The sequence below is a fragment of the Stieleria varia genome (genome assembly GCF_038443385.1).
GTDB classification, from domain to species: Bacteria; Planctomycetota; Planctomycetia; order Pirellulales; family Pirellulaceae; genus Stieleria; species Stieleria varia.
Genome location: NZ_CP151726.1, coordinates 7,282,849 through 7,294,748 on the forward strand (window position 1 = coordinate 7,282,849; position 11,900 = coordinate 7,294,748).

General features: G+C 56.9%; 8 protein-coding genes. 3 read left to right on the top strand and 5 right to left on the bottom strand.

Annotated features, from left to right (window positions below; genetic code table 11):
* Positions 1-153: 153 nt before the first annotated feature.
* Complete coding sequence (locus tag Pla52nx_RS24450) at positions 154-1,593, bottom strand: DUF1501 domain-containing protein (RefSeq protein ID WP_231742573.1); 1,440 nt, start codon at positions 1,591-1,593, stop codon at positions 154-156.
* 9 nt (positions 1,594-1,602) lie between these two features.
* Positions 1,603-4,713, bottom strand: coding sequence for a PSD1 and planctomycete cytochrome C domain-containing protein (locus tag Pla52nx_RS24455; RefSeq protein ID WP_146522827.1), 3,111 nt, complete (start codon positions 4,711-4,713; stop codon positions 1,603-1,605).
* Positions 4,714-5,182: 469 nt separating this feature from the next.
* Between Pla52nx_RS24455 and Pla52nx_RS24460 the strand changes: the two genes are divergently transcribed.
* Positions 5,183-5,746: a keratin-like protein gene (locus Pla52nx_RS24460; RefSeq protein WP_146522826.1), complete on the top strand. Its 564-nt coding sequence runs from the start codon at positions 5,183-5,185 to the stop codon at positions 5,744-5,746.
* A gap of 714 nt (positions 5,747-6,460) precedes the next feature.
* Here the strand turns inward: Pla52nx_RS24460 and Pla52nx_RS24465 are convergent.
* Entirely contained in the window at positions 6,461-7,114 is a 654-nt protein-coding gene (locus Pla52nx_RS24465; RefSeq protein WP_197455003.1) for a hypothetical protein, read from the bottom strand.
* Positions 7,115-7,247: 133 nt separating this feature from the next.
* Positions 7,248-7,913 carry an NAD(P)H-hydrate epimerase gene (locus Pla52nx_RS24470; RefSeq protein WP_146522825.1) on the bottom strand — a complete coding sequence of 222 codons (666 nt, stop codon included), beginning with the start codon at positions 7,911-7,913 and terminating at the stop codon, positions 7,248-7,250.
* Between the two features lie 315 nt (positions 7,914-8,228).
* Here Pla52nx_RS24470 and Pla52nx_RS24475 point away from each other — a divergent pair, with 315 nt between their 5' ends.
* Together Pla52nx_RS24475 and Pla52nx_RS24480 are read left to right on the top strand one after the other, a co-directional pair.
* Positions 8,229-8,462 carry an FmdB family zinc ribbon protein gene (locus tag Pla52nx_RS24475; RefSeq protein ID WP_146522824.1) on the top strand — a complete coding sequence of 78 codons (234 nt, stop codon included), beginning with the start codon at positions 8,229-8,231 and terminating at the stop codon, positions 8,460-8,462.
* Positions 8,459-9,763 (top strand): glycosyltransferase family 4 protein, encoded by a 1,305-nt coding sequence (locus tag Pla52nx_RS24480; protein ID WP_197455002.1) that lies wholly within the window; start codon positions 8,459-8,461, stop codon positions 9,761-9,763. Before Pla52nx_RS24475 ends, Pla52nx_RS24480 begins: the two co-directional genes overlap by 4 nt.
* Before the next feature lie 111 nt (positions 9,764-9,874).
* On the opposite strand, the gene Pla52nx_RS24485 is transcribed toward Pla52nx_RS24480, so the two are convergent.
* Positions 9,875-11,752, bottom strand: a complete 1,878-nt coding sequence (locus tag Pla52nx_RS24485; RefSeq protein WP_315855015.1) for a TolC family protein — start codon at positions 11,750-11,752, stop codon at positions 9,875-9,877.
* Positions 11,753-11,900: the final 148 nt, after the last annotated feature.

The following is an 11,900-nucleotide window of genomic DNA, read 5'->3' on the forward strand; positions in this document are numbered from 1 at the left end:
CACACAATCTTTCGCCGCCTCCGCGGCTATGCATTTTGGGACGGTTCAATTCTCAATCCTTGAATACCCTGACGAATCGATCTCTCTTGGCGACAGAGTCTCGTCGTGTTGAGGTTTGAGCGGCTGAAGCCTGGACTCCAACTTCGCGATGCACTAGGCGATGATTTCGGACACCACGCGGGCGGGCTCGACGCCGGTGAGGCGTTGATCGAGACCTTGAAATTTGACGCTCAGTCGCGTGTGGTCAAATCCCATCAGATGCAGGATGGTGGCGTGCAGGTCTCGTACATGGACTCGATCTTTGATCACGTTGAAACCAAACTCATCGCTTTCACCGATCGTCACGCCGGGCTTCATCCCGCCGCCGGCCATCCACATGGTGAAGGCGTTGGGGTGGTGATCACGTCCGTCGTCCCCGCCTCCTTGCACCATCGGTGTGCGGCCGAACTCGCCACCCCAGATGACGAGTGTTTCATCCAACATGCCTCGCTGTTTCAGGTCTCGGATCAAAGCGGCACAACCCTGATCGGTGTCCCGACAGTTGTTCGTCAGTCCTTTCTTGAGGTTGCCGTGTTGATCCCACGCTTCATGGAACAATTGAACAAAGCGAACTCCGCGTTCGACCAATCGACGCGCCAGCAAGCAGTTCTTGTTGAAAGATGACTTCGCCGGGTCGACGCCATACATCTGCAGCGTTTCTTTGGATTCCGAGGCCAAGTCCATCAGTTCCGGCGCGCTGGATTGCATTCGGTACGCCATCTCGTAGCTGTTGATACGTGTGGCAATCTCCGGATCTCCTGTGAGCTCCAACTGTTGCTGATTGAGATGAGTGATCGCGTCGAGCGCGTCGCGTTGCGCGACATCGTCGACCCCTGGAGGGTTGGAGAGATATAGGACTGGATCGCCCACGTTGCGTAGCTGTACGCCGGAATACACCGTGGGTAAGTACCCGCTGCCCCAGTTGCTGTTTCCTCCACTGGGACCCTTGGCCCCGCTGCTGAAGACCACAAAACCAGGCAGGTCTCGTGATTCACTGCCCAGTCCGTACAGGGTCCACGAGCCTAAGCTGGGTTTACCAAAGAGTTGCGAACCGGTGTTCATCATGATTTGAGCCGGGGCATGATTGAACGCATCGGTGGTCATCGACTTGACGATCGTGAGCTCGTCTGCGATCGACGAAATGTGTGGCAGCAACTCACTGATCTCGGCGCCGCACTCGCCGTGCCGATCGAATTTGAACTTTGGTCCCAATAGTTTGGAGTTGGGGTCGATGAACGCTGCTCGATAGCCTTTCAGTAGTTCTGCCGGTGGCAGCGTCCCGTCAAACCTCGCCAACTGCGGCTTGTAGTCAAACAATTCCAAATGACTGGGGGCACCAGCCATGAACAAGTAAATGATGTTCTTGATTTTGCCGGGGAAATGCGGCTGGCGAACGGCCAAGGGATCGCTCGGCATCGCCGGTCTATCTGCCGCTGGGGAATTCGAGGCCAGCATTTCAGTCGCCGCCAACGCTCCCATCGAGACGCCGCATTGGTTGAAGAACCAACGTCGGGACCGCAGGCGATTGGCCTGCTGGTGTGAATCGGGTTTCATATTGATTCTCTATTGTCTGGTGATGGTTTCGTCTAAATTCAAAAGAACGCGACACAGCAGGGTCCAGCTTGCCAATTCACGCGCGGCGGGTTGTTCCAGTCCCTGGATGATCGACGGCGGACCGGCGGAAATGATTTCGCCTGCGTCGAGCTCACCATTGGCCAACCGTTTGTCCTGGCGGTCCAGATAGTCGGTCAAGACTCGCAGTTCATCCGCCCGTGGCTTTCTGGCGACGCATCGCCGCAGTGCCTGAGTCAAGCGTTGCCGGGTGTCAGTCGAACCGTCGATGATTTCCTGGGCCATGGCAACTGAGCATTCCATCAACATCGGCTCATTGAGCGACGTGAGCGCTTGCATCGGCGTATTCGACTTGCTGCGCCGTACACAAGAGATGTTTCCCGTCACTGCGTCAAAGTTCTCTAACATGGGATAGGGAACGCTACGGAAACGGAACGTATAGAGCGCACGTCGATAACGGTCCTCGTCTTGTTCGGTGTTCCACGTCTTGGGGCCATAGCTGACCGGGGGTGTGAACAAAAATTCCGGAGCCGGCGGATACACGCTGGGACCTCCGATCTCATCATTGATCAATCCGCTCGTCGCCAGGGCAATGTCGCGAACGGACTCCGCGGGGACGCGGAATCGGGCGCCGCGTGCCAGCAATCGATTGTAGGGATCACGGTCGAGCAGTTCGGGTGTGACCTGCGACGATTGCTGATAAGTTGAGCTGGTGACGATCAAACGATGCAAATGTTTCAAACTCCATCCGTTCTCCATCAACTCCATCGCCAAATGGTCGAGCAATTCGGGGTGCGATGGCGGGCTGCTCTGTGTCCCCAGGTCGTCGCTTGTTTCGACCAAGCCAATCCCAAAGTAGGCTTGCCAGATCCGGTTGACGATCGACCGAGCCGTCGTCGGCGATTGTCGTGATGCCAGCCATTGAGCCAAGCGTAGTCGTGGTGCAGCCGTGCTCTGTGCCGACTCGTGTAGGAATTTTGGTGTGCCCGGCTGGACGACGTGCTGGGGATTGAGGAAATCGCCTCGCGTCAAAAGTGCCGTGGGCCGTGGCTCGTCACGCTGCGAAAGCGTCAACTGGGTGGTCCCGTCGGGATGCTCGGCCCATGCCAGTTCTATTTCCGTGTTCCATTCTGCGAACTCATCGACGGTGGTGCGCCAGTGACTCAGCAACGTGTCCCAGTCGCCGGCGTCTCGTTGATCGAGGGTGCGGCTGAGGATCTCCTCGATTTCGATGGGCAGCGGATCCGTATCGGGAATCAGGTCTCCGGTGAAGGAAAGCTTGAAGCGGCCAATGTTGATGGTCTGGTTGTCATCGCTATTCCAACCGCCATGACGCTGGGCCAAATAAACCGTGACGATGGCATGCTGTCCGGGCGGAATCGAGACGGGCTGCTCCAGTACAAAACGGGCCGTCTGGGGCTTGTTACGATGCGGGTGTCCCACGTCGTTGCTCCAGGCTGTTTTTTCGTCGCCATCGATGGCGAACTGGATCGGACCGAGTACACGTGTCGCTTTGTTGCGATTGTCGTATCTGGAGGGCAACGGATGCTCCGCTGGCGACAGGTCCGCGGTAGCTCGCGCAAACTTGACGGCATGGATTTTGTCTGGCGAACCGGACAACGCATACTCGGCGGTGATCTCGCTCAATGCCCAAGTCCCGTCGACGCTGCGTCCTGGTCCGCTTCGTGGCAAGTTCGGATGGGTGAGCAGATCCAAGCGGATGCCGGTGATCGATTCGCCGGTCACGATGCCGGTCATCTTGGGTTTGAAGTTGGTCGGTGCATAGCTTTGGCACAGATACGAACCATCGCTCTGCAACAGGAACTTGCTGCCGCTGAGTGCCGAATCCAAAAAGGTCAGTTTAGGGGTTTGCCATGTCGGCGAAGGTTGACTTTGGATCTCCTGTTCCCAGTCCGCCATGCGATCACGATGGTCGGGAAAGCGACGTTTGATATCCGACTCGATCTGCCGGACCTGTTTCAAGATCTCGTGACGCTTGGCTTGTTCGTCCGGCGTGTACACCGAGATGATGGCATCGTCGGTATTGTTCAAACAGGCAAAGAGCTGATAGTACTCTTCGTGTGTCAACGGATCGTACTTGTGCGAATGGCACTGAGCGCACTGAATGGTTAGCCCCAAAACGGCTTTTCCGATCGCGTCCATCCGATCAAACATGGCCTCCATACGAAACTGCTCAGGGTCCGCTCCGCCTTCTTCATTGACCATCGAGTTGCGCAGAAATCCCGTTGCCACACGGTCGCTCTGTTTGGCACCCGGCAGCAAGTCGCCTGCGATTTGGCGAATGAGGAAATCGTCATAGGGTCGATCGCTATTGAAAGAATCGATCACCCAGTCGCGATAAAACCATGCCTGGCGAGGTTTGTCTTTTTCGTAGCCGTCGGAGTCCGCGTATCGAGCTGCGTCGAGCCAGAGTCTTGCCCAACGTTCACCGAAATGCGGTGAGTCCAGCAAGTGGGTCACCAAGTCATCGTACGCTTGCGATCGCTCGGATGAATTGCTCAACCGCGAAACCCACAGGTCGACTTCCGCGGGAGTCGGCGGTAGTCCGATCAAGTCGATCCAGAGTCGTCGTACGAGGGTCGCATTGTCGGCGCGACGTGATGGCGAAAGGTTTTCGTCCTCCAGGCGTCGGGCCACGAACGCGTCGATGGGGTTGGTGATCCATTCGGGATGGCTGACAGAGGGGATTTCTGGCCACGCCGGTGGCGAAAACGCCCAGTGTTGTTCGTACTTGGCACCCTGACGGACCCATTGCTGCAGAGTCTGGATTTGCTTGCCGCTGAGCTTCTTACCCGAGTCGGGCGGCGGCATGATTTCACCGGAATCGGTCGAGACGATCCGTTGGATCAGCTCGCTCTGAGGGGGATCCTGAGCGTCGAGCATTCCTGCCGCTCCCTCCGCAGTGTCCAGACGCAAGTCGGCTTCACGAGCCGCTTCATCGGGACCATGGCATTGAAAACATGCATCCGAGAGGATTGGCAGTACGTCACGCCGAAAATTGACGTCGTCCGCAAAGCTAAATGTCGCGGCGAGGGTGAGAGTGCTCACCCAGGTCAGAACACGCGCGAGGGGGGCTGGCATGGGGCAGGTGTGCAATGGCGGGCGGGGAGGGACAGATCAACTGAAACTCCCATTGTATCGCAATTCACGACCGTTGCTGAAGTGTTTGAGCTCGGTTTGCCCTGTGAAGGTCGCCTTTGGGATCACAGTGAATCGACTTTGCTCGATTCCGCGTCCCGAAGGTGACTCTATCGGACTAATCGATACGCCGGGCACGGCCCGTGTGACCGGAACTGGAATCCTAAGATGCTAGCGATTCGTGATGAGAAAGCTGAGAGGGTGTGCATCAGCAGGACGATAGCTCTTTCACGCACCCGAACATTGACTTTCGAGTGTAGTGCCGATTGACCGAACCTCCAATCGATTTCATCTGACAGTGAAATCCATACCTTTGGCCAAGGCCTCCCGTGAGGGGACCAAACCTCTCGTTGCGGAGTCGGGCAAATGGCGCTGGCAAAACCTTCCAAAACTACTCCATGGAGAAATCACGATGCGTCGTGTAATCGTTCCTGCGCTGTTGGCAATCGCTTTGGTCGCTACCAGCTCGGCTGACGCTCAAGCGTTTGGCCTGTTCAGCAAATTGTGTGGTGGCAGCAGCTGTGACACCGGTTGTGCCGCTGAGCCAACCTGTGGCTGCGAAGCACCAAGCTGCGGTTGTGCCGTTGAGCCAACCTGTGGTTGCGAAGCTCCTGCTCCTTGCATGATGGAGCCCGCATGTGGCTGCGAAGTCGTCGAGCCTTGCTGCGACAGCGGCTGCGACGCCGGATGTGGCATCGGCAAAGGCGGATTGCTGAAGAAACTCTTCGGCTGCAAAAAGAACGCATGCTGTGACACGGGTTGTGCAGTGGTCGAACCCGCTTGCGGTTGCGAAGTCGCTCCGACTTGCGGTTGCGAAGTTGCACCTGTTTGCTGCGACAGCGGCTGCTCAATGCCCAAGCCGATGGGCTTGCTAAAGAAACTGTTCAGCTGCAAGAAGAGCTGCTGCGACAGCGGATGTGCAACGTACGTCGAGCCGACTTGCGGTTGCGAGCCAAGCTGCGGATGTGGCCACTGAGCCGCTGACCGCCAGTCACGCGAATGCGGTAGTAAACTGAAAGTCCCCACCTCGGATGCATTCTCTTTTCCGGTCAATCTGTCACGACTCACATCCTCTCGTTGAGAGTTCTTGATCGATCCCGCCCCAATGCATCAGCTTTCTGTAAGTCAGCTTTCAATACCCATCGCGGATCATCAACGAAGCCTTGGTAACCAATCGGTTGCCAGGGCTTTTTTTGTTCAGCACTCCTCCACCACCCAACGCTTGGTAGCAGCCCGTATGCAGGCTGTCGCTTTAGTGAGCCGCCAGACGCTAGACGCGGATTATTTATCAGCCGGAACGCTATCGAGAGCGTCAGGTTCCGGATTACAGGCGTGAGAACCGGACGCTATCGCGTGGCAGCTGATTTGCGCAATCTGTTTTCGTGTCAATCCTCGCAAACTGACTCGTGATAACGTGTTGCGAAGGCTGTAGTGAGTTGCGTGATTATTCCGAGCTAGCCGCGGGCCTTAGGGTGATGATCCAACCTCTCGAAACCCGTGGCTAGCGGGCCGTTGATTTAGTCGAAATCGGGAATGTCAGGGTGAGCCGTGGGCCGTAAGGCACCGGGCAGTGCGGTAGGCCCGGCCGCTTACGCGTCGCGGCTCACTAAATCAACAGCTGGCTAGCGCCATCGGCTCACAACAATTTCGTAACCGAATGAATCGGCAGCCCGCACGCTATACGTGACGCTCAATCGTCACCGCCACCCATCAAGCCTTTGCCAAAGCTGATGATGCCAAAGATGAACAGGATCGGCGGGTAGAAAAAGATTCGATTTGCCGCCAGGCCAGCAAAGAACCAAATCGCGGCGCCCGCCATCATGCCAATCCCGGCAAAGGTCGTGCTGTTCAGTGGTCCCGATCCGCCCGTTGAACCACTGGTACCTTGATAGGAGTTGGCCGCAGACTGCTCTGCTTGTGCCAGGTAGTGGTTGGCCGAACTGGTGTTCGCGTTCGTGGCTCCACCGGGAAATGCTCCGGAGCCAGACTGTCCAGCATACGGGTTCGTGCCTGCGTACGGATTGGTTCCCGCATAGGGATTTGCTGCCGCGTAAGGATTTGCCCCTGCGGCTGGCAGTGACGCGAACGGGTCGGACTGCTGCTGACCGGCGGTCGGCGACGGGAAGTCAAATGGGCTCGCACTGGGCTGCTGTGGTGCTTGATTCGTAGTGGCCATCGGCGCGGCCATCTGCGGGGTCGCTGCCGCTGGTGCCGCAGGTGTCGCAGGTGTCGCAGGTTGAGGAACTCGGGACTGCTGACCGCACGGGCACGCTACGACTTTGCCTGCGTTCTGCGGCGCGACCTGCAACAGCTTGTTACAGCCAGGGCATCGAAATTGGATCACGAAATCGGCTCGCTGAAATGAGTTGGGATCGAACGTGAACTCGCAAGCCGATGGCCGGCGACCGTCAGATCCGATTGTAACGGCGGCTCAGCACCGCCGCGCTTTTGAATTCTAAAAAAACATCCAACCTAAATCATCCGAGACCGAAACTCCGCAGCAGTCGTGTGGGCACGCCGATTTCCACGACATGGATTTCGCCGGTTAGATCGCCCGCCGCCGGATAATCCATTCCCAGTTTTCGAGCGACAAACGTGATGGTGTGCTCGGCCCGGAACGTGACCTCTGACGCTTTACCACTATCGCAATCCAATCCCGTCGGCACGTCGATGGCAATCCGGACGGCGCTGGACCCGTTGGCGAGTCTGACAGCACTGGCAAACGGCTCGCGGGGAGCACCCGTTGCTCCCGTGCCCAACAAACAATCCACCAACACTTCTGCGTCGTCGATGGCATGGCTGATCGATTCGCCGTCGCTGGCGATGACGATCTCCAGTTCTGCTTTGCGTGCGATCCCCGCGTTTTCGGCCGCGTCTCCGGTCAGCTCATCGAGTGCGACAACTGACACCAGGCGAACGTCGTGACCCAATCGATCCAAATGTCTCGCGATGACATAGCCGTCGCCAGCATTGTTCCCCTTCCCGCACAACAAAACAATTCGATTTCCCGGATAAAGTCGATGAATGACCTCAGCGGCCCCACGCCCGGCGTTTTCCATCAAGACCACTCCGCGGATCCCGAACTCTTGGATCGCAATTCGATCGACGCTGCGGACTTGTTCTCGGGAAAGTGATGGGGGCATAGCGTTGTCAACCGTCCCGTGTGAACGACCGTTGGAAATGAAAATGGAACAGCGTTTTCGTTTGACCGGCAGCCGCAGGCGACGCTCAATGAAACACGACCTACCCTGCGGGCACGGGTTAAACGAAAGCCGAACGGTATTGACCCTAGAGGTTGCCCAAAAACGAGCCAGCGGGGCTGTCTTTCCGAAACTGCAATTCGTTCTAATATATCTATCCCAGGCAAGCCGCCTTTGCTTTCCCTGGCTTCGATTCCATATTTTAACGTAACCGTCGTTTTTCGCTGTTGATCACACCGTAGCTGCAGGAGCCCTGTCATGCCGATTTATGAATATGAATGCGACGCATGCAAAGACGTCGCTGAAGTCCTCGTGCGTCGCCCCGAGGATACCCAAGCCGTACGATGCCCCCAATGCGATAGCGATCAGATGCATCGAGTGATGAGCGCGACCGCAGCCCCCAACATGAACGCTGGCGGGAGCTTGCCGGTCGCTGCACGTGGCGGGGATTGCGGGGCACCACGCTGCTGCGGCGGTGGATGCCAGATTTGAGTGAAAACGAAACCATCGATCACTTGGCCGAGCGTCATCCGGCACGCGTGGCTCCGCAGCGCAGTGTTGCGATCGTGGCTTGGCAAGCCCTGCCGGCCGTTTTCCCGAATCTTGGTCGCGGCATTGGTGGGATGGAAACAGCCGCATGGACGTTCGCGAAAGGCTTGACCGGTATCGGCCAGTGGTCTGCCGCGATCATTGTTCGCGCGGACGTTAAGCTACCAGCCGACACGGTCGACGGCGTACGATTGCATGCTTCCGTTGAACGCTGGGAATCCGTACGCCGCGACGTTGCACAATGTATCGATCTGCATCCCTTTCGATGGAAACGATTTCGTCCTTCGTTGCTTTGGAAACTGCCCGCCTTGCTGCTGACGCGTCCGTTTCGATCGCGTGACCCCGAGTTGATGCGTCCCGATCCACGTTTGACCTCTTTCTCGACCGATGTCTGGGTAGCAATGGGAGTCGGCAAAGAAAGCGCAGGGGTCATCGCTACAGCCCACTCACAAAACCGCCCGTGTGTTTTGATGATACGCTGCGGTGCCGATCTGGATGAACGCTACATAGCCGACGAGATTTCGTTTTCCGACTACGGCGAACGCTCCGACGTGTGCCGCTTTGCGATCGAACAAGCCGATGTGATCGTTTGCCAAAGCAACATTCAAGTCGAAAAACTGAAGCGTGTTTTTGGAAGGGACGGTCACCTGATCCGCAATCCCATCGATCTGAATGTTTGGCAACGACCTGCCAACGATCGTTTGCGACGCGGCGTGATTTGGGTCGGTCGCTACGACGATTTTCACAAACGTATTCCGTTGGCGATCGAGATCGCGCGTCGTTGTCCCGAGATCCCCTTCACGTTCATCGCCAATCGAGGTGACGCCGATATCGAATCCTCCACGCGTGCCGCGTGTCCGCCCAACGTGACGTTGATTGATTACGTTCGGGCCAATGAGATGCATCAGCGTTTCGCATCCGCTCTGGCATTTCTATCGACGAGCGACCATCGGGTGGAAGGATTTCCCAACGTGCTCTTGCAAGCCGCAGCTTCGGGAACGCCGATCGTTTCACTGAACGATTTTGATGGATTCCTGGAAGCCTCAGCAGCAGGTTTTCCCTGCGAGAGTTCTCTGGAACACGCGACGCAAACACTCGCCGATGTCGTCGCCGGCAAGCTGACGATCGATCATGAAGCCGTCGACGCCTATTTGCAGACCTATCACAGCACTCCGGCCGTGATCACCAAACTCAGCGGACTACTCAGCACGCTACTCGCTGCCCGAGTCACGAATGGATCTTGATTGGAAACGATGCAAGTACCTGCACGAAACGCAAGCGAGTGAAATAAACGATGTGAATCACTCGCTCGCGCTTCGTGCTAGTATCAAAGCTGACTTCGCAGATTTTTGAGTTCAGTAGGACGGCGAATCGACGATTAGCATCACGTCAGATGATTTGAGTAAAGTGCCCTTTTCAAACTCCACGTTCTTGATCGCGATGGCATGCTCGACCAGCGATTGGAAGTAGCGGGTTTGTGATTCGCTGACCCGACGTTGCGCATCGAGTAATTGTTCAAAGCTGACCGGCATCCCGGCGTCCTGAGAGGACTGCAGGGTTTCCAACGCGTCGGTGGCGGCCAAGTAACGATTCAGGCTCGACTCGATCAACGCTTCGGAACGCTCGACTTCGGCGACCGTGGCGGCCAAGTCATGTAAGATCTGACGCTCTTGCTCTTTCAGAACGGCGCGATCGCGTGCCAATTCCATCTTGGCATGGCGAACGGCCAAGTGCCCCTGGCGAAAACCGACGGGCAGCTTCAACTCCAGGTTCGCCTCGTATTCCTGCAGATCAAACGTTCCCAGATCCGCGAACGCCGAATCGCTACCGGCGAGCCGTTTGTCTAGGCCTCGCATTCGATAGATGGTCACCAAGTCCAATTGCGGCATCAAATAGTTTTTGGCCGCCAACACTTCCATCTCTCGGCGTTTGATCTTCAGTCGTTGCTGCTGCAACTCGCTACGCAGCTGGATGGCTTCCACGGAGATCGAATCCCAATCGAAACGCACGGGCGCTTGAGACGGCTCATCCAATGGTCGCAACAGACTGCCGTCGTTGATCGCAATCCCGATCAACAATCGCAGACGTCGCTCGGCCGCTTGAACGCCGCCGACACCCGCAAACGCTCCACCCGACGCCGCATTGCTGTTTCGTGTTCGTTGAGCAAGCTGACCAGCGATTGCATTCTGTAGATCACTGCGGAATCGATAGTACTGCTCACGCGACAACGCTTCGGCTGCGCCAGACTTTCTGCTGCTGGACCGCTGCGCTTCGTAGCTTCTCCAAGTTTGCAAACTGCGCTCTGTCGCATCACGCTTGGCATCCAGATCCCGGTACGCGAAATAGAGATCCCAGTAAGCGTTGATCACGTCACTGAGGTAGTCTCGCATGCCTTGCTCGAATTTTGCATTCGTGATGTCCTGGTTGACCTTGGCGACCAACACACCGCTGTAAACACCCGGTCGTGCCGCCGGACCCGCGATGCGATTGAACTCCAGACCGCCACCTTGCAACAGTGGCTGGCGGGCTTCCAGATGAATTTGTGTCTGCCAGGCGCTGTCCAGCAGATTGCCCGTCGCATTGTTCGCGTCGTAATCGATCACACTGCGGACGGCAAGTTCCGCACCCGTTGTCGTTCGCTTGGACATCTGAAACACATAGTCGTTCACATCTTGCTTGAAAGCGTTGGAGCCGCCGCCAAAGAATCGGTTGTTGAAACGGCGGTCGTTGTTCTCCCAACTGCCCAGTGCATAGAACTGGGCGTCAAACATCGCCAGTGCAGCCTCTGTCCCGACTTGAGGATCCAACCTGGCCAATGGCTTGGCAAATCCCGAGCCGATTTGATCTGGATTGCGCAGCACGGAGGCGCCCAGGTCACGCAGAACAGCCGTGTTGTTCAACGCAATCGACAGCGTTTCTTGCAGCGAAAGGTCTCGGAAATTCACTGCGTTGAATTCGTCGACCGTGCGAATGGTCATCGGAGACATCTGCGTCGACGGTAACTCCTCCGGGGGCGCTCCCGCATCCACGTCAGCCATGATCGCGTCGACCCAATCGGTGTTGTTCCCGATGCTCTGAGGGATCGTGTGATACGTTGTGCATCCGCCCAGACTGATCAATCCCATCAACACAACCGTGATCATTGCTCGCGCAGCCCAATACGGCATCTGCGGATTCGCCCTCAGGCAACCCAACTTCGTCGTCCGTTCGTCTGGCTTCGTTCGAGAAATCACAAAGACTCTGATCTGGATCGATCTGGCCCACAGAACTGTGGCTTGACTGTCGGTGTCACCACTATCCCGGCCGGCAAACTTTACCTAACCCGCACTCTTTCACTTCTTCGTACAATCGAGCGATCGAAGTTGAGCAGAAGCGGTCAGA

Excerpts from the sequence above, each read along its gene's own strand:
- Pla52nx_RS24455 (WP_146522827.1), bottom strand. The coding sequence starts at position 4,713 with ATGCCAGCCCCCCTCGCGCGTGTTCTGACCTGGGTGAGCACTCTCACC.
- Pla52nx_RS24450 (WP_231742573.1), bottom strand. The coding sequence starts at position 1,593 with ATGAAACCCGATTCACACCAGCAGGCCAATCGCCTGCGGTCCCGACGT.
- Pla52nx_RS24460 (WP_146522826.1), top strand. The coding sequence starts at position 5,183 with ATGCGTCGTGTAATCGTTCCTGCGCTGTTGGCAATCGCTTTGGTCGCT.
- Pla52nx_RS24470 (WP_146522825.1), bottom strand. The coding sequence starts at position 7,913 with ATGCCCCCATCACTTTCCCGAGAACAAGTCCGCAGCGTCGATCGAATT.
- Pla52nx_RS24475 (WP_146522824.1), top strand. The coding sequence starts at position 8,229 with ATGCCGATTTATGAATATGAATGCGACGCATGCAAAGACGTCGCTGAA.